Consider the following 18,399-nt stretch of genomic DNA (forward strand, 5'->3'; position numbering starts at 1 on the left):
GCAGTAGTAACTATGATTTAACGCCTGTGTGATATCTATTTAAGATGTATAAATACCGCCCAGACATCGACGGCCTCCGTTTTATCGCCGCAGCCCTCGTACTGCTTTATCATTTTCAGTTCAGTATTATCAGCGGTGGCTACGTTGGTGTTGATGTATTTTTTGTAATAACTGGCTTTGTTATGAGTAACCTGCTAATGAAACAGCTTTCAGCAGGTACTTTCTTATTCAGCGATTTTTACAGCAAACGTATAAAGCGATTGATACCGGCTTTACTGCTGATGTCGTTTGTTGTTTTTCTGCTGATCTCGCCTATCTACATGGATGAAGAGTATTATATCTTCTCAAAGAGCTGGCTTTACTCCCTGATCGGATACAGTAATTTTTACTTTATTGACGAGTTTGCCAAATATTTTTCTGCAGACGCAGCTACTCAGCCACTTTTGCATACCTGGACCCTGGCTGTTGAATTTCAGTTTTATTTTCTTTGGCCTCCCGTTTTGGTTCTGGTTTACCGGTATTTGAATCGCTCAGCAGCACCCTGGGTTTTTCTGGCGCTTTGGTTGGCGACTTTTGGCTACTCCATTTACCGTACTGACGCTGCACCTGATTCTGCCTATTTTCTGCTGACGACCCGTTTGTTTGAGTTGTTGCTGGGAGCCGGACTGGCTCTGTTTGGCAACCGTCTGCCCCGGCTGAATGACCTGACTTCCAATGCTCTTTCTTTGGCTGGCCTGGCTCTGATTATTGGCAGTGCATTCGTATTGACCAAAGATTCATTGTTTCCTGGTTATAACGCTCTGTGGCCAGTGCTCGGTACCGGTTTGGTTATTTATGCAGGCCTTAATAACAGTAATGCTCTGGCTGGACGACTGCTTGGTTCTACACCGTTGGTTTACCTTGGGGCTTTGTCGTATTCGCTTTATCTCTGGCACTGGCCTCTGGTAGCAATACTGAATAATCAGTTGATTCCACTGGACCTGACTAACCAGTTGTTGTTGATTGCTGCAAGTCTGGTATTAAGTTGGTTCAGCTATACCTTTGTGGAATCGAAGCTTCGTTATAAAGACTGGTCTTTGAAAAAGTCTTTTCTGTTAATGATGCTGTTGCCAGCTATCGTTATCTGGGCTGTGCAGGTGACGATTCGTGTCGCTGATGATATCAGTTTTCGCATACCACAAAAGAACCGTGAACTGTATCGGGTGATCAATCAGCAGGATGCCGGAGATATTTTTGATCCCTGTTTTGATGGGGATGCTGTTAGCTTTGATCAGGGTGAACATTGCCTGCTTGGAGCAAAGGAACCTGGCAAAAAGCCTGATGCCATGTTGCTGGGGGATTCCCATGCAACAGCCATGGCTGGTTTTGTCGAGGAACTCAGTAAGCGGCAGGGGATAACTACCTTGTTGGTTACCAAGGCCTCATCGCCGTTTATCCTGGCAGAAGACACGGTTGCTACTGGAGATGAGAGAAAAGTAAAACGTAACCAGGTTCTGCAGGATTATCTTGATCATGGCGAGCCAATGACTATTTTTCTATCCGCCTGGTGGACTGCCTATCTGGCCAGCGATCAATATCAGGGCTACTTTGAGAATATTGTCCGCTGGCTGCTCGAGCGTGGGCACAGGGTAGTGGTTATTGAAGATGCATTCCGACTCCCATCCAACAGTTTTGCCTACTGTCTGCTGAAGAATCAACGGGATTGCACTGTGCCAAGGGCTGATGTGGAGAGTGAGCAGGTAAACTTCTACCGCTTTAAAGAGACTATTCAGGCCCGATATCCCCAGGTTGGCTGGATTAACCCCCGTTCTGCCATGTGCAACGAGGAGCGTTGTGATACGGTTCTGGATGGTATCCCACTCTATCGGGATGATAACCATCTTAACTATGCCGGTTCAAAAATCATTGGTCGGCGTTTTCTGGAGCAGTTTGGTAATCCTTTGTCTGCCAGCTGAAAATGCGGTCTTTTCACAGGGATGGCCAACAAGCGACTGTCCCTGTGTTCGGAGGCTGTCCGGATGATCCCATACATTCCCTGTATTGAATGCAAAGGAGTTGATTGATAATAAGAGCTGTAATCTCAAATAGAGAATTTATTCAAAGATACCCCACCTTCGGGCTTATTTCGATCGAATGAGCCTTTTTCACTGCCATTTCCCTACTATCCTGGTCAAGACCTATGTTATAGCCTATAGCCAGTTGGTTCCTCGGCTGACCGGCTATCTGGTGCCTGAAGCCACATCCGTACTCTCAAATATCTTATCCGCAGAAGCCGCCACAAACCCCTGGTAAAGTTGACCGCTGGCCATTGGGTAGCGCCGGGCGAACTCATAATAGCAGCCTGGGACTTTCATGGTGGTGTCATCAAAGGTCACGTCCACCGCTTTGGCCAGGGTTGAGGATTGTTCCAGCAATACGTCCGGCGATCCTTTGATCAGGCCACCACTGGTATTCAGATCATACCCTTTATCCAGCAGCAGTTGATTGACGCTTTGAATATCCGGGTGTGAACTCAAATGGTTGATGGATACTGTAAAGTGATTGGGGCGAAAGCCATGTGCAGCTACCCAGGAGGCGTATTCGCTCTCTACTGCCAAGGCTCCGTATTGGTCAGAGGTCAGGCTCCACGGGCGACCAGAGTAGCAGAAATTCTGATGGGCGACAGTGGCTTCCGGTACCTGCGTTACCAGGTCATAAATTATTTCCTGACAGTTGTCTGGCAACTCTTCTACTTTCAGCTCACTGATAAAGACTTTGGGCAGGGTTTTATCCGGGTGTTGAAAATATCGGGCATAAAGTTTCTTGGTGGGAAACTGATAGTCGTCAACGGGTTGATAGCCTGTTTCAACAAAAGGAAGAGCGAGGTTATTCAGTGCCACTTTTTCAATATTGTAGGTGCGCAGGGCGATATGGTCGTTGATTACCTGACCGTGATTCAGATCGGCAAAGAGCTGGTGAATCGGTTTAGCATCGGGGGTCAGGGCAAGGTAGTCCTGCCACATGGCGTCCAATAGTTGCTGGATAGTGAGTTGCATGTTGATGCTCCCGTGTTGAATCAGTCATTTTTACCCGGAATTTTGCCATGACTTCAGGTCGTCTTCAGAAATGACCGGCTTTTCAGGTTATCCATAACAGAATGAGTCATTAATCGCTCTTTAACCAGTTCATATTTTCTCCCGAGGCGCTGGCATGGGCCAGACTCAATAATAATGCCGCACTGAGCCTGGCCCTTGGCACAAGGCTTCTGACGTTTAAATATTCCTGATCACTGTGGATCGCTCCTCCCTGAACCCCAAGCGTATCGATATTGGGAATCCCTGCTGAGGCAAGGTTGTTACCATCGCAACAACCGCCCGTCGGTTTGATGTCCAGAGGAATACCCAGCTCATGCCCGATGTTTTTTGCCATTGATAGCAGCTGTTTATTGGCAGGACTGAGCACTTTGGGTTTGCGGGTAAATCCGCCATGCAGTTTCAATTGAATGCCATCACGCTGATTGATGCTTTCGATGATCTCGTTCAGCTTTTCCAGGCACCATTGTTCATCATCCGGCTGTTCCAGGCGAATGTTAAACTTGTGAATACAGCGATCAGGCACAATGTTGGTCGGGCCGCCACCATGAATGTAGCCGGGGTTAAAGGTGATTCCCGGTCGTTGACCATTCAGGTCGTCCATGGCGGCAACAAAATCACAGAGGGCACGAATGGCATTGCGTCCCAGGTGATGTTCACGGCCTGCATGAGCCGCTTTGCCATGGCTGACCACGGTAAAATTACCACTGCCTTTGCGTTGTCCGGCCAGGTTGCCATCGGGAAAGCAGGGTTCGAAGATCATGCCCAGATGGACGTGTTGTGCAGCCTCTTGAATCAGGGGGGCTGAGCCGGGAGAGCCAATTTCTTCATCCGGGTTAAACAGTATTTCCCAGCCGATCTGTTCAGCCCATGGGCTTTGCTCCAGCACTTCCAGCGCCTTGAGCATTACCAGAATGCCGCCTTTTAAATCAGTCACTCCGGGGCCATTGATGGTGTCATCATCCAGCCAGCGGACCTTTTGAAAAGGGCTGTCTTTTGGAAAAACCGTATCCATGTGGCCACACAGAAAGACCTGAAGAGGTGCTTCGGGGCGTTTGCGAATCCTTAATGCATCACCTAGTGGGTGCTTAATGATTTCTCCGCTGTCGTTTATTACTTCCCATGGGTTTACAGGTATGCGTTCATAGTCTTTTGATAAACCTGAGGTCAGCTTCAGAAGTTTTTCCAGAATCTGATTGACACCGTCACGGTTGAGGCTGCCGGAATTTATTTCTGCCAGTTCAATGGTTCTGGCCAGCATTTCATCATGTTGATTATTGAGTAAATCCAGCCAGGGGAGAATTTCAGGGGGAAGCGTTTTTGCTGGCTTAACCATACGATATTCTCTTTCTGTTTTAGTCCGGGTATGCATTCCCGCGCAGAGGGTGTTACGAAAGGCCTTAAAAAGAAGGGAACCACAAAGGCACAAAGACACAAAGTTTTTTATGGGATTGCCTGAGCTGTGCTCGGCAAACGAAACTTCCTTTGTGTCTTCGTGTCTTTGTGGTTCAAGGCTTTTATACCTGAAAGACCCTCAGGCGGAAACCACGGTAGCAACCGCTCTTTCCAGCCGTGCCATACCCTCATCAATGTCTTCATCAGGGATAATAAGTGATGGTGCAAAGCGCAGGACATTGGGTCCGGCAACCAGCAGCATCAACCCTTCGTCTGCTGCAGCGGCAAGAATGTCTTTACCCTTTCCGTGATACTTCTCGACCAGCTCAGCACCAATCAGCAGGCCTTTACCCCGCACGTCGGCAAAGATGCCATATTTGCTGTTTATGGATTCAAGATGCTTCCGGAAGCGGTCATGCTTTTTACTGACGTTACTAAGCAGTTGTGGGTCATTAATGGTTTTGATCACTTCCAGGGCTACGGCACAGGCCAGTGGGTTACCGCCGTAGGTGCTGCCGTGGGTACCAAAACCAAAACTTTCCGCCACTTTGTTGGTGGTTAGCATGGCACCGATCGGGAAGCCCCCGCCAAGGGATTTGGCGCTGGTCAGAATGTCCGGTGTTACACCAAGGCCCATGTAGGCAAAGAGTTGGCCGGTTCTGCCCATACCGGACTGGACTTCATCCAAAACCAGCAGGGCATTGTGCTGGTCACAGAGCTCTCTGACCCCTTTGATAAATTCAGGGTCAGCAGGAATAACCCCGCCTTCACCCTGGATAGGCTCAGCGACCACGGCGCAGGTGCGGTCAGACATCAGGGCTTTGAGTGCCTCAAGGTCGTTGTAGGTGGTGTGCAGAACACCGCCGGGAACCGGCTCAAAGCCTTCACAGTATTTCTTTTGTCCGCCTACGGTCACTGTAAAGAGTGTTCTGCCATGGAACGATTGGTAGAAGGAGACGATCTCATGCTTTTCCGGGCCAAAGTTATCGTACGCGTACTTTCTGGCCAGTTTAAACGCCGCTTCATTGGCTTCTGCACCGGAATTGCAGAAGAAGATTTTGTCCGCAAAGGTGCTGTTGATTAACTGCTGGGCCAATTCAAGAGCCGGTTCATTGGTATAAACATTACTCAGATGCCACAGTTCTTCACCTTGCTTTTTCAGGGCATCAATCAGGGCCGGGTGGCAATGTCCCAAAGCATTGACGGCGATGCCACCGGCAAAGTCCAGATACTCTTTCCCTTCCTGATCCCAGATTCGTGACCCTTTCCCACGCACAGGCACCATGGCCTGGGGCGCATAATTGGGAACCATAACCTGATTAAAGGTTGAACGATCGACGGCGTGCTCTAACATGCTATTACCTCCTGGTTATAGTGGGCCCGGGAAATTCTACCGCTTCGGTGATTCTCTGTAGTTCGAACGGCTCATTCCTGTTCGGATAGCTGCTCAAATGGCTAAAGCCCGCTTTTATAATTTATACGAGTAATTCTACACAAGCCTCAAGAGTTTGTACGGGTATATTTTCGTTCTTATACGTTTCTCCCCTGCATTTTGCTGAACAGGTAATAAAGTACTGGTACTGCTACCAGAGTCAGCAGTGTGATACCAGCAGGCCGCCAAAAATTGTCCAGCCTATGGGTAACCACATGACTGAGTCAGACAGCGACAAGAGCAGCAGTGCTGGCAAACGATCGTACTAGCCTCAGCATGACCGGATCTCTGGTTTTTTCGGACTTGTTATCGATGCATGCATTTCCCGGAAGAACTTCATTCACGAGGGGGTTATGGCGTTGAGAGGAAAGGAGTTGGAACCACTCTCAGCAGAGAGTGGCTTTACAGGCTCAGCGAAAGCGCTTGCTGGCAATTTCTGCCTGCTTTAATTCATGCTGAATAGCACCGAAGATCTGCTGAAACTCACTGTCATAGCGAACCAGGCTTTGGCTGAACTCGGGCATTAACTGAGCCATTGACTCACCGGTATTTTCCGGGAGTGTCTCTGGGATCAGTTTGATCGCTTGAGTTAAATGGTATTCCGTTTGACGGACAAAGGTCATCAGGCGCTCATACTCTGTTCCCATGTTTTGCAGGTCCGGTTTTACCCCTGAACGGGAAAGTGCCATTGCATCAAATACCTGCTGAAGTCGCACATCATACTCTGCCAGAGCGGCATTCACTTGCTTCAGTTGGCTAACCTGGCTTGCATCCACCGCAGCGCCAACCGGGGCGACAGGGGCTTCTTGAACACTATTACTGGCATCGATAACGGCCACTTCGGGCTGCTTGCCAAGCGCCATATCCGGGCGAAATGGGTTGGCAGCCGACAGGTTGGCCAACAGGTTTTCTACTTTATCGAAATCCATCTCCAGCATTTTGGGGAGCTCAGTCAGCTGGTTGGTATAGCTGGTTTCAACTTTATCTTCGGCAGCCGCCTGAACTGATGGGCCTATCTGCGGGTCTTTAACAGGGTCGGGTTGGAATGGGCGGTTATTGATCTGATCCGTCAGTGACGACGACATAGCACGTTCTCCTTTTTGGCCATTACCTAAAGATTAGTTGATAGTTTTTTTCTATCACTTTGTTTGTATTGTTTTATTTTTATAGTTGAGAATCGTTCTCATAGAATAAAGCCAACAACGACAAAATGATTATCAAGGCCGGAGAACACCGTGGCTAAAACAGTTTCTTTTGCAGCAGTCCACTTTTGTGTTGCGTTTTCAGTAGGCTACCTGATGACCGGGGATGTAATGATCGGTGGTGCCCTGGCGATGGTTGAGCCTGCCGTGAATACAGTGGCTTATTATTTTCACGAAAAGGTCTGGAATCGATCTGAAAAGGCCAGCCCAAAGCCTGTCGACAAGGCTTTCAACCCGCTGAAGGCACTCAATCAGTTGAAGGCTCTGAATGCATAGCAATAGCTCCCTTATTCAGACCTTCAAAAGCGACGACCCGGATGGTTTTACCCGGCTTTCGCTCAGCCAGAGAGTGGGCAATATGGCTGGCAAGCAGTTCAACCGTGGAATCGGTATCGATGATATAACAGTGAGCACTTGGCAGGCTGAGTTCGAAGTAACCCTGCTTGGCCGTGTAGCTGAATCGGTAATGATCCAGATTATTGTCAGTGAAAGAGTCCTTTAGATCCTCTTTTGTGGCTACATAGATGTCACGCCACTTTGCTGCCCACCATGCCTCCAGCGCCTGATCCCGTTGTTCATCGACAAAAACCCGAATCTGTGAGCGATGGCCATGGGCAATCCGCTGGCAATCCCCATCGTGTTTCTTCAACCCATGGCTGTAGTGATAGTAAGCCCCGCCAATTTCTTCAGGGTATAACCTGAGTTCAACCCTGGTAACATTGTCTGGCAGCTCCTGTTGTATGGCATCCTCCAGAAAGGGGGTGATTAACTCCGGAGTGATCGCTTCGGCATCAACCAGCAATACAGCCTGTGCCGGTGCTGAACAGGTAATCACCCCATGACGTGATTTGAAGCTGACAATTAACTGATCTTTGTTATGGGTAATGGAAGTTGCTTCTGCATTCAGGGGAACCAGAAGGCGGTGATCCGACAGGCTGTCCAGTAAGGCTTTAACCTGTTTCTTTACATGGCCAAAATCAAACACCATGCCCTGTTGATCAAGCTCACCACCCAGCACCACATCCACAAGCCAGGTTTCACCCACCAGTCCTCGAGTTGGACAGAGGTAACTGAAGTCCAGGGTAGTAAGCTGGTTTACGAAAAGAGCTTGCATATTACTTCCACAGTCAATAGCGGTGAATAGATTTGAAAATCATCTGATTTTGGAACGAGTTATTCAAATTATCCACAGGGGCAGAGTAGGCCAGGATCCCGAAAACAGCCATAAGCGATCTCATGCCCATATATGGACCTGATGAATTTGATGGGTATAAAGTGCTGTTTACGCTTGCTACAGAACAGCCCCGCGATTATCTTCTCCTGGCAGAAAGGTCAATACGTATCAAAAGGAGTCAGGCTTGAGCCCTGTTATAACCCCGGAAGAACTGGTGTTTGATGCCGAACATATCTGGCACCCCTACAGTAAGACCATTAATCAGGTGGGTATGTTCCCGGTGGTTGGGGCCGAAGGTGTCTATTTGCACCTGAATGATGGTCGCCGGGTTATTGATGGCATGTCTTCCTGGTGGTGCATGGTGCATGGCTATAACCATCCTGAAATGAATGCAGCACTGAAGCATCAGATTGATGATTTCTCCCATGTTATGTTTGGTGGCCTGACCCATAAACCGGCGATTGATCTGGCGAAAAAGCTGGTGGCCATGACACCGGAACCGATGCAAACGGTGTTTTTTGCCGACTCCGGCTCTGTGGCTGTTGAAGTCGCAATCAAAATGGCCATGCAATACTGGATTGCCCGGGAACGACCTGAAAAAAATAAGATGCTGACGGTCAGGGGCGGGTATTACGGCGATACAACCGGTGGCATGTCTATTTGTGACCCTGATGGCGGCATGCATCACTGGTTTACCGGAATTCTGCCTCAGCATTATTTTGTCCCCCGCCCTGAGTGTCGTTTTGCTGAAGCTTTTGAAGAGAGGCATATTGATGAATTGCGGCAGATCCTGGATCGACGGGGAAACCAGCTGGCGGGGGTGATTATTGAGCCCATTGTTCAGGGTGCCGGAGGCATGTATTTTTATTCCCCGGAATATCTGGTGCGTCTGCGCCAGCTGTGTGACGACTATGAAGTTCTGCTGATTCATGACGAAATTGCCACGGGGTTTGGTCGCACCGGCAAACTGTTTGCCTGTGAACATGCTGGTGTTGTTCCGGATATCATATGTGTCGGAAAGGCTCTGACGGGTGGTTACATGACGATGGCGGCAACCCTTTGTTCAGAGCAGGTCAGCCACACCATTTCTGAACACGGTCCGTTTATGCACGGCCCCACCTTTATGGCCAACCCACTGGCCTGTGCTGCCGGTAATGCCAGCCTGGAGATCTTGTCCAGAGGCGAATGGCGTGGCCAGTTGACGGCGATTGAACAAGTGCTCAGGGAAGGCTTGATGCCTTGTGATGACCTGCCTGCTGTTGCAGATGTCCGGGTGTTGGGTGGTATTGGGGTCGTGGAGTTGAAAGAACCGGTGGTGATGTCTCAAATCCAGCCGTTGTTTGTTGCCGAGGGGGTTTGGGTCCGGCCTTTTGGCAAGCTGGTTTATGTGATGCCACCCTACGTTATTTCCAGCGATGAGCTGAAAGCATTGTGTAGCGCTATTTGTCGGGTGCTTCATCGGGTTAGCCACTGAACCGGTTTGCCGCAAGAGCCGAAGCCAGCTAACTTTCATTTTCACACTATTATTTAATCGTTACTTAAAGGAGTATCCCTGATGGGCGCAGGCCTTCCTAAAACCCCGGAACAGTTCCACAAAATTCCCCATGCACGGCTGGCGATTATCGGCAGCAGTTGGCACAGTGACTGTGTCGATGCCATGATTAACCGGGCTCAAAAAGAGCTGCTGGCGCTGGAGGTCAAGCCGGAGAATATCTCAATTCACAAAGTCCCGGGTTCACTGGAACTGCCGCTTGCGGCACGGATTCTGTTTGAAAAAGACCCTGAGCTGGATGCTATCCTGGCGTTTGGTGTGGTTCTGAAAGGGATCACCAGTCACGATGAAATGGTGCTTCATGGTGTATTTGAAGGTTTTATGGATGTCACAGAACGCTTCGGAAAACCAGTGATTAATGAAGTGATCGGAGTAGATAGCGTTGAGGACGCGCAAAAAAGAGCCGGTGATGATCACATGAACAAAGGCGTAGAGGCAGTCTACGCCACTTCTGAACTGTTGCACTGGATAAACCAGATTAAAGTTTGATAAAACTTATTGAGTTCAGGTCGGATCACTGCCATTGTGATTCACTTGGCTCTCTCCCTCTGCCAAATCCATAGCGGGTGACAGGTCTGCGTTCACCATAGCGGTTACACAGGAGTCTGACCACACGTTAATGGCACTCTCGAGCATATCAATCAACGCATAAAATGGCAGAATAATAACCAGCAGTTGCAGTGGCACTCCCATCGCGGCAAGAAATGCGCTGGATAACATATAACACCCCATGGGCACACCGGCATTACCAATGGCGGCAATACTGGCAATGACGATCCATGAGAGTAACTCCAGGGGTGAGAACATGACGCCATTACTTTGTGAAACAAACAGAACCGTTATCAATATGAAAGCAGCACAAGCGTTCATATTGACAGTAATGCACAAAGGGAGGCTGAAACGGGCCACTTTGCTCTGAACCCCCATGTTTTTTTCAGCGCACTCAACCGCATAGGGCAGAGCCGACGCCGATGATTTGGCGAAAAAGGCCACGGTTAGTGCTGGCCACATGGCTCTCATGGTTTGCCAGGGAGAAATGCCTTTGAATTTCAGCAACAGCGGCAACATAAGGCCAGCCTGTACGATATTGGCCAGCACCACGCACAGCAGATAGAGCCCAAGGTCCTGGAGAATTTTCTGACTCTGCAGATCGTGGAAAAACTGGTTAACAAATGCCCAGACCGCCAGAGGCATAAGTTTAAGGATCAGGCCGGTCATCTTCATGATGGCTGCAAACATACTGTCAAAAAAGGCATGCAGAACAGCCTTGTGCCGGTTTTCCAGAACCATAATGGCAGCACTGAGCAGAAGGGCCAGAAACAACACACCCATCACATTATGAGTGTAAAAGGGCTCGATAAAACTGGCAGGAATCACGCCAAGCAGATAAGACCAATAACTGCCAGAGGGGCCTGAAGGCTCGGAGGCTCCGGCTAATGCACCAGCCTTTCCCGCCGGGGCAATGAATAAGTAAAGGACCAAGGCAACAGTAGCGGCAATCAGGGTAGTGATCACCGTGTATTTCAGAACCTGACCACCCAGGCGTTTTACCTCTGACGCTTCGCCCATTCCGGAAAGAGTGGAAACCAGGGCAAAAAAGATAATGGGGAGGCTGATCAGTTTCAGCATTCGTAAAAACAGGTCGGACACCACATCACCGGCCTGATTGATTTCATTCAGGTCAAGCCATCCTGTGATAACTCCGAATAGTCCGGCTATGAGTAGAATCATAGTGCCATTTATAATGGGTTGTTTTTCCGTGTTTTTGTTACCTGGCTGCATAGCTTTTGGGGTCTGTCTACTGGATTGAATCCTGAGAATAGACACGTTTTTTACGGGTTATTATTTTGTTTTGGTATTTACATAGTCACATAGCTTCATTCCTGGCCAGATTGACTGTTATTTGGTTGGCTTTAAAGGGGCGGTTTGACTGACTCCTTTTATTAATTTAATGAATAATTTTTCACTCAATTATTTTTGCGGTGGAATATTCTTTTGGTACTTATGACCAGTGTTTTTTTGACTACACTTCCTACCTCAAAGGCCTGTGGGGCTGAACACTAATGATTCCATAAAGTGACGCCTGCTGAATTACTGAGGAGTAGTAACGTGTTGAAACAAATCCGCTTTTCACTATCCATAGCTGAGCCAAGGCCCGGACTGACCCGAAAAGAATGGATCTATCATAAATATTCCCTGATCCCGGAAGGCTTTTCCAAAGAGGATTCAGATGATGCGGATGAGTACATTCAGGAATGGAACTTTCCCCATCCTGGGCGGAAAGCATTTCTGCGGGTTGATCCTGCTGGTCTGGTCAATGCCAGTGTGGCTCTGATGCATAAGTGGCTCTGGTGCAGAAAATAAGGCTTCTGGAAGCGAGGCAGAACCTATTTTGCAGATCTGACCAGTCATGAGATGGAAGAGGAACAATAATGAATGCAGTAAACCCAACCATACAAACCTGTCAGACCAACTCCGGGTATAATAACGAGTGCCCAGTTTGCCTGAATTCCACCTCAGATATGCAGGTTATCACCCAGTGTGGACATAGATTCCATAAATGGTGCCTGGATAAATCCCGTGAAGTTAACCCAAGATGCCCAATTTGCAGGTCTCCGCTACCGGATTCAATTTCACTGTTTATGACACAAATTGGACGTGATCCCAAGACTGTCCAAGTGGTGAACGCGATTTTAACCTCTCTTGCCCTAAGCCTTGACAGACCCGCTCCTGACGATTCGACGCAGAACCCACCTGCCGTTACCAGCTGGTGTACGATAGTGTGACAAACATAGAAAAGCCGGGATAATAATTCTTTTGGAACCTGAAACATCATGGAAACACCCGGCTGTTTCGGGTTTGTCTATTTCTTTTCGCCGAGAATTTATTATTGTTAACAGGGAAAGACCCGACAGAAAAATAATATTAGAATCTTGGCCGAACATAGCAAACTACTGTGAAGGTCAAATGACAAACCAACCAGCCTTTATCCGGCAGACTTTCCCTGTTGGGCCTCTGCAATGTAACTGTACGATTATTGGTGATCCGCTCACCCGTAAGGCATTTGTCGTAGATCCCGGTGGCGATCCTGACATTATTATGGCAAAGCTCCGGGATCTGGATTTACAGGTTGTCGCGCTTATCCATACCCATGCTCATCTGGATCATTTCCTGGCCAGTGGCGATATCAAAAAGCAGACCGGTGCGCCCATCTATCTCCATGAGGGGGATAAGTTCCTCTGGGACAACCTTGAAATGCAATGCCGTATGTTCGGTGTTCCTTATAGCCCGGTTCCAGATCCTGATTACTGGTTAAAAGATGATGAAGAACTGCCGTGCTGTGAAGGTGTGGCCATGCACACTCCGGGGCATACGCCCGGTTCCATGTGTTTCTGGTTTGAACAGCCAAAGCTTCTGATCGCCGGGGATACGCTGTTCCGCCGGTCAATTGGGCGAACAGACTTGTGGGGCGGAGACTACAAAGCCATTGAACGATCGATCAAACAAAGACTCTATACGCTGGACGAAGAAGCTACTGTGGTCGCCGGACATGGTCCTGATACCACAATAGGTGAAGAAATTCGTGAAAATAGTATTATTCGCGGCTAAGCAGCTTTGAGCTGATTTGCTAAGGAAAACCATTATGCCATTGAAAAGATTATTTGCCGTTGCCACCCTGTTGATGGGGTCTTTGCTGGCAGGCTGTCAGACAACCAATCCCTATACCGGTGAACAACAGGCCAGCAAGTCAACCAAGTATGGCCTTGGTGGAGTTCTGGCGGGTGCTGCTATTGGTGCTATCGCCGATGGTGGTGATGGTGCCCTGAAAGGTGCCCTCATTGGTGGTGCGGCAGGAGCCGGTTATGGCCATTATCTGGATCGACAGGAAAGAGTACTGAGAGCAGAACTGGAGGGAACCGGCGTACAGGTATACCGCCAGGGTGATGAGCTGAAACTGATTATGCCATCCAATATCACTTTCGACTCCGGCAAATCTGATATCAGATCTGCTTTCTACCCGGTGCTGGGTTCTGTGTCGAAAGTGTTCAGGGAGTATGACCGTAACATGATCGAAGTGGTTGGTTATACCGACAGTACCGGAGGGGATAAGATAAACGTACCTCTCTCCCAGGACCGGGCTGACAGTGTTGCTAACTATATTGCTTTTCAGGGTGTCAGTGGTGACCGCATTGTTGCCTATGGCCGTGGCTCTGCAGATCCTATTGGCAGCAATAAAACCGTTGAAGGCCGTGCTAAAAACCGTCGTGTAGAAATCAACCTTCTTCCCGTCCAGCCGCGATAAAAAAAAGAGTCGGAGCTCCGCCTGGAGATTGCACAGGGGTTTGTCGCGTTAGGTAGAGCGTTTTTTTGGAACCACAAAGGACACGAAGAGCACGAAGTCTTTGAAAAGATGATTTCGTGAGCTTGGTGTCCTTTTTGGTTTAAGGTTTGTGTCACTTTCGCGACAACCTTATCTTGCTAATAGCCAATTGGGTAACGACTTCGGTATGGTGCTCGAATATGCTCAACTTGTTATAAAAGAATAATAAAAAAGTGTCTTTAGATAACAGAAAGGCTGTCGTTTTTTGATCCAGGTCAGTTCATTAGGCGCGCAAATGCATCAGAATTCCGCGCCAAAATTGAGATGATAAGAACTGTCTTGGCAACGTTTTTATACTTGTTTTAAAAAACGGCTATTAAAAGGTAAATAGGTGCAAAAAGCATTCTCCCTTCTACAAAAAATCGGGCGCTCGCTGATGCTGCCCGTGGCAATTTTGCCCGCTGCCGGTATTCTGCTGGGGGTAGGTAGTGCAAACTTTTCAATCTTTCCTGAACTCTTGAACCATATCATGGCTCAGGCGGGGGGTGCTGTTTTTGGTAATCTGCCTCTGCTGTTTGCTATTGGCGTGGTACTCAGCCTGACAGATAACGATGGTGTTTCTTCTCTGGCAGCGATTGTAGGCTATGTGGTTCTGCTCGCTACCATGGGGGTTATGGCCAACACCCTGGGTATCGAAACCAAATCCATCATGGGTATCGCTTCTATTGATACCGGTGTGTTTGGTGGCATCCTGATGGGTATTCTGGCATCGGTCATGTTCAACCGCTTCTATAAGATCCAGCTGCCTGAGTACCTGGGCTTTTTTGCGGGCAAGCGCTTTGTGCCGATTATCACCGCTTTTGCTGCCATCGTGATGGGTGTGGCGCTGAGCTTTATCTGGCCACCAATCGGTAATGCCATTGATGCTTTTGGTAATTACGCGGTTGAAGGTAATCCTGTGACCATGGGCTTTGTCTATGGCTTTATCGAGCGTCTGATGATTCCATTTGGTCTGCACCATATCTGGAACGTACCTTTCCAGTCTCAGATGGGTGAGTTTGTCACTGCTTCTGGCGTTGTGGTGAATGGTGACATTCCACGTTTCTTTGCCGGTGACCCGACTGCAGGCTTCCTGGCGGGTGGCTTCCTGTTCAAAATGTTTGGTCTGCCAGCGGCGGCGATTGCCATGTGGCGCAGTGCGAAAACCGAAAACCAGAAAGTGGTGGGCGGTATTATGCTGTCTGCGGCCCTGACCTCTTTCCTGACCGGTATTACTGAGCCTATCGAGTTCTCCTTCCTGTTTGTTGCGCCAATACTGTACGGAATTCACGCACTGCTGGCGGGTATCGCGTTTGTGATCACCAACTTCTTCGAAATCAGAATGGGCGGCTCGTTCTCCCACGGTCTGATTGACTATGCCCTGTCATTCAGCATTGGTACCAAACCAGCCATGATTCTGGTGTGGGGCCTGGCTTACGCGGCGCTGTATTACACCGTCTTCACGCTTGCCATCAAGATGTTCAACCTGCGCACACCGGGTCGTGAACAGGAAGCAGAAGCCGCGAATACTGCAGAAGTTGGCAGTGAGCTGGCCAGAAAACTGTTCATCGCTTTTGGTGGTCAGCGCAATATCAAGAGCATTGATGCCTGTATCACCCGTCTGCGCGTCACTGTGGATAAGCCAGAGAGTGTGGATGTTGAAGCCATCAAGGCTCTGGGTGCCACAGCTGTGTTGGTGGTAGGCCAGAATATGCAGGCCATCTTTGGTCCACGTTCTGATCAGATCAAGACCGAGATGAAGGAGCTGATGAAAAGTGGTCAGGCTCCGGAAACCGGCGAACTGGCCCTGGCCTGATAGTTAAGCTCGATAAAAGAGCAGTAAATGATTGTCTTTGCAGCCGTGCCCACGTTTATTGTGGGCACGGTTTTTTTTATTGGCAAGAGGGATAAATTACCGGTTTGTGGTGTCTAATGGTCGGTTAAGAACAAAATTTATGACCTAGAAGTTAAGAGGAGCGATTTCCATGGAGGCAAGAGCCGCAAGTTATGACCTTTGGCCTGCACAGGGCAGGTCTCGTGAGGAGTTAGTTCAAGGGCGTTCTGAGCAAAGAGGCTCAGGTTTTATGCGGCGTATAAAAAGGATTTTCTGTCCGTGCTGTGTGCGTCAGCCAGAAATATATGACCTGGTGGTTCCCGGCCGGGCACCGCTTCGTATAGATCTTCGTAATGAGCCTCAGCTACGTAACCGGCATATAGCTCAACTTGTCTCAGAGTGCATGCCCGAAAACGCTATGGATAATGACCGCCAGCAGATGACCGATGCAGTTATTGAGGGCTTGATGGCGAACATGATCTGGGAAAGGGCCGGTGTCGGCCAACAGGCTTCTGTGGAGGAGAGTAAGCCGGAGTTTGTACGGATTCTTGAATTAAATGTTGTTCCGTTCAATGAGATACCCGAACTACCGGCTGAGATATCCCGGGAAGGGATATCTGAAGAGTGTTGTATTCATTTGCGAAAGTTAAATGATCTTGTTCTCTGTAATAAGCAGACATACAGTTATCAATTCTTAGCAAACTATTACATTAGCAATATTGGCGAGGATCCCGTAGGGAATCCCATAAATTGGCAAGAGGTTTACCGTTTATAAGGTTGGGTAATTTCAGCAGAGGATGATTGGTGAAAAACTATTCTCGGTCAGCCTCCTGGGGACTGACGATCCAATTGCCGATATTGCAGGGCTTCTCCCAGGTGTGGGCTTAGCACCGAGGCACTGCCAGCAAGGTCGGCTATGGTTCTGGCCACTCGTAAAATCCGATGCAGCCCTCGGGTTGATATTTGCAGTTGTGCGGATGCCCTGGTAATCAGCTCTTTCTCCTTTTCGCCCAGTGCACAGACTTCAAACAGCTCCCTGGACGACAGTTGGCAGTTGATTTTTCCCTGTCTGGCCTGCTGTTTTTTCCGGGCTTTGATCACCAGCTCTCTCAGCTGTTCTGAACCTGTTTCATCGTTGTTCTGAACAGCAGGCTCCATCATGGTTTGGATAGTCTGGGACGGCACCTCAATCTGAAGGTCAATACGATCCAGTAATGGCCCGGATAATTTGTTTCGGTAGCGTCTGATCTGGTCCGGTGAACACTGACAGGATCGCTGACTGTCACCCAGGTAACCACAGGGGCATGGGTTCATGGCACCGACCAGCTGGAATCGGGCCGGAAAACGCTCCTGACCTTTGGCTCTGGTGATGACTACCTCACCGTTTTCCAGGGGCTCTCTGAGTATTTCCAGGGCTGCGCGGGTAAACTCAGGCATTTCATCCAGAAACAGAACACCATGATGGGCAAAAGAGATCTCCCCCGGTTGCGGTATGCTGCCACCGCCCACCAGGGAAACCGATGAAGAGGAGTGGTGCGGTGTGCGAAAAGGGCGCTGCCAGAGGGTGTCCATGGAGCTGGATGTCAGTGAATGTATCGCGGCCACATCAAGGGCTTCGCTCTCTGTCAGCGGTGGCAGCAATCCGGGCAGACGACTGGCCAGCATGGTTTTCCCGGTACCGGGTGGACCAAAGAGGAGCAGGTGGTGCGAGCCGGTAGCCGCAATCAGTAACGCTCTTTTGGCTTGCTCCTGCCCTCGTACATCTGCCAGGTCTGGATAGTTTGTTTTAAAACTGTTTCGGTCGGGTTTTGCCGGTTCAATTGGTGTCTTGTCCAGCAGGAAAGCGCAAACCTCCGGGAGACTGCGGGTGCCAATAATCGTGACACTGCTGACCATGGCGGCAACAGATGCATTCTGCTCAGGAAGAATCAATGCCCTGTTGATGTCTTTGCAGGCTAATGAAGCAGGAAGCACCGCTCGGACAGGGCGAAGGTGGCCAGAAAGCGCCAGCTCACCAAGAAACTCTCTATCCTCAAGAGCCTCACCCGGCAGTTGTCCGGAAGCCACCAGAATGCCCAGGGCAATGGGCAGGTCAAATCGGCCGCCTTCTTTCGGAAGGTCGGCCGGCGCTAAATTCACCGTGATGCGCCCGTCAGGGAATTCAAAGCCACTATTAATAAGTGCACTGCGTACCCGGTCTTTACTCTCGCGAACTGCCGCTTCCGGCAGACCAACAATATTCAAACCGGGCAGGCCCTGAGAAAGATGGACTTCTACCGAAACCGCAGGTGCACGTATGCCCTGATTTGCCCGGGTGTAAACCTGCGCCAGTGTTGAAGGCATTGTTATTATTGACCGATTAAACAACGTTAAAAGTCA

The 18,399-nt window shown here is 49.3% G+C and carries 17 protein-coding genes; 10 read left to right on the top strand and 7 right to left on the bottom strand.

Translation table 11 applies throughout. The features are described from left to right. Positions 1-44 precede the first annotated feature (44 nt). Positions 45-1,955, top strand: coding sequence for an acyltransferase family protein (locus J7439_RS11135; RefSeq protein WP_209201888.1), 1,911 nt, complete (start codon positions 45-47; stop codon positions 1,953-1,955). A 264-nt stretch (positions 1,956-2,219) separates the two neighbouring features. Here the strand turns inward: J7439_RS11135 and J7439_RS11140 are convergent, their stop codons facing one another. The 4 genes from J7439_RS11140 to J7439_RS11155 all read right to left on the bottom strand — a co-directional run bounded on the left by J7439_RS11140 (position 2,220) and on the right by J7439_RS11155 (position 6,983). Next, on the bottom strand, positions 2,220-3,035 hold the full coding sequence (locus J7439_RS11140) for a DUF1338 domain-containing protein (protein WP_209201889.1): 816 nt from the start codon (positions 3,033-3,035) through the stop codon (positions 2,220-2,222). 109 nt (positions 3,036-3,144) lie between these two features. Further along, a complete protein-coding gene (locus J7439_RS11145) occupies positions 3,145-4,407 on the bottom strand; it encodes a hydrolase (RefSeq protein ID WP_209201890.1) in 1,263 nt (420 codons plus the stop codon). A gap of 198 nt (positions 4,408-4,605) precedes the next feature. Then, entirely contained in the window at positions 4,606-5,820 is a 1,215-nt protein-coding gene (locus J7439_RS11150; protein ID WP_209201891.1) for an aspartate aminotransferase family protein, read from the bottom strand. A 488-nt stretch (positions 5,821-6,308) separates the two neighbouring features. After that, positions 6,309-6,983: a hypothetical protein gene (locus J7439_RS11155; RefSeq protein ID WP_209201892.1), complete on the bottom strand. Its 675-nt coding sequence runs from the start codon at positions 6,981-6,983 to the stop codon at positions 6,309-6,311. A gap of 150 nt (positions 6,984-7,133) precedes the next feature. Here J7439_RS11155 and J7439_RS11160 point away from each other — a divergent pair, with 150 nt between their 5' ends. Next, positions 7,134-7,376, top strand: a complete 243-nt coding sequence (locus J7439_RS11160; RefSeq protein ID WP_209201893.1) for a DUF2061 domain-containing protein — start codon at positions 7,134-7,136, stop codon at positions 7,374-7,376. Here J7439_RS11160 and J7439_RS11165 read toward each other — a convergent pair. Beyond that, entirely contained in the window at positions 7,348-8,214 is an 867-nt protein-coding gene (locus tag J7439_RS11165; RefSeq protein WP_209201894.1) for a 6-carboxytetrahydropterin synthase, read from the bottom strand. The genes J7439_RS11160 and J7439_RS11165 overlap by 29 nt on opposite strands. A gap of 244 nt (positions 8,215-8,458) precedes the next feature. On the opposite strand from J7439_RS11165, the gene bioA reads away from it, so the two are divergent. Both bioA and ribH read left to right on the top strand, forming a co-directional pair. Continuing rightward, positions 8,459-9,748: an adenosylmethionine--8-amino-7-oxononanoate transaminase gene (bioA, locus tag J7439_RS11170; RefSeq protein ID WP_209201895.1), complete on the top strand. Its 1,290-nt coding sequence runs from the start codon at positions 8,459-8,461 to the stop codon at positions 9,746-9,748. 81 nt (positions 9,749-9,829) lie between these two features. After that, on the top strand, positions 9,830-10,315 hold the full coding sequence (gene ribH / locus J7439_RS11175; RefSeq protein WP_209201896.1) for a 6,7-dimethyl-8-ribityllumazine synthase: 486 nt from the start codon (positions 9,830-9,832) through the stop codon (positions 10,313-10,315). A gap of 15 nt (positions 10,316-10,330) precedes the next feature. Here the strand turns inward: ribH and J7439_RS11180 are convergent, their stop codons facing one another. After that, the gene (locus J7439_RS11180; RefSeq protein ID WP_209201897.1) at positions 10,331-11,557 is read right to left on the bottom strand and encodes a dicarboxylate/amino acid:cation symporter; all 1,227 of its coding nucleotides are present in this window, start codon (positions 11,555-11,557) and stop codon (positions 10,331-10,333) included. A 378-nt stretch (positions 11,558-11,935) separates the two neighbouring features. On the opposite strand from J7439_RS11180, the gene J7439_RS11185 reads away from it, so the two are divergent. The 6 genes from J7439_RS11185 to J7439_RS11210 all read left to right on the top strand — a co-directional run bounded on the left by J7439_RS11185 (position 11,936) and on the right by J7439_RS11210 (position 16,795). Then, entirely contained in the window at positions 11,936-12,190 is a 255-nt protein-coding gene (locus J7439_RS11185) for a hypothetical protein (protein WP_209201898.1), read from the top strand. A gap of 68 nt (positions 12,191-12,258) precedes the next feature. After that, the gene (locus J7439_RS27085; RefSeq protein WP_353623045.1) at positions 12,259-12,612 is read left to right on the top strand and encodes an RING finger domain-containing protein; all 354 of its coding nucleotides are present in this window, start codon (positions 12,259-12,261) and stop codon (positions 12,610-12,612) included. A gap of 181 nt (positions 12,613-12,793) precedes the next feature. Further along, on the top strand, positions 12,794-13,435 hold the full coding sequence (locus J7439_RS11195) for an MBL fold metallo-hydrolase (RefSeq protein WP_209201900.1): 642 nt from the start codon (positions 12,794-12,796) through the stop codon (positions 13,433-13,435). 34 nt (positions 13,436-13,469) lie between these two features. Next, the gene (locus tag J7439_RS11200) at positions 13,470-14,129 is read left to right on the top strand and encodes a YiaD family glycine zipper/OmpA-like lipoprotein (protein ID WP_209201901.1); all 660 of its coding nucleotides are present in this window, start codon (positions 13,470-13,472) and stop codon (positions 14,127-14,129) included. A 409-nt stretch (positions 14,130-14,538) separates the two neighbouring features. Continuing rightward, complete coding sequence (gene ptsG, locus J7439_RS11205; RefSeq protein WP_209201902.1) at positions 14,539-16,002, top strand: PTS glucose transporter subunit IIBC; 1,464 nt, start codon at positions 14,539-14,541, stop codon at positions 16,000-16,002. Positions 16,003-16,438: 436 nt separating this feature from the next. After that, complete coding sequence (locus tag J7439_RS11210) at positions 16,439-16,795, top strand: hypothetical protein (RefSeq protein WP_209201903.1); 357 nt, start codon at positions 16,439-16,441, stop codon at positions 16,793-16,795. Between the two features lie 47 nt (positions 16,796-16,842). Here the strand turns inward: J7439_RS11210 and J7439_RS11215 are convergent, their stop codons facing one another. Further along, entirely contained in the window at positions 16,843-18,363 is a 1,521-nt protein-coding gene (locus J7439_RS11215) for a YifB family Mg chelatase-like AAA ATPase (RefSeq protein ID WP_209201904.1), read from the bottom strand. Positions 18,364-18,399: the final 36 nt, after the last annotated feature.

It is taken from the genome of Salinisphaera sp. G21_0 (assembly GCF_017744115.1).
Lineage (GTDB): Bacteria > Pseudomonadota > Gammaproteobacteria > Pseudomonadales > Endozoicomonadaceae > Endozoicomonas.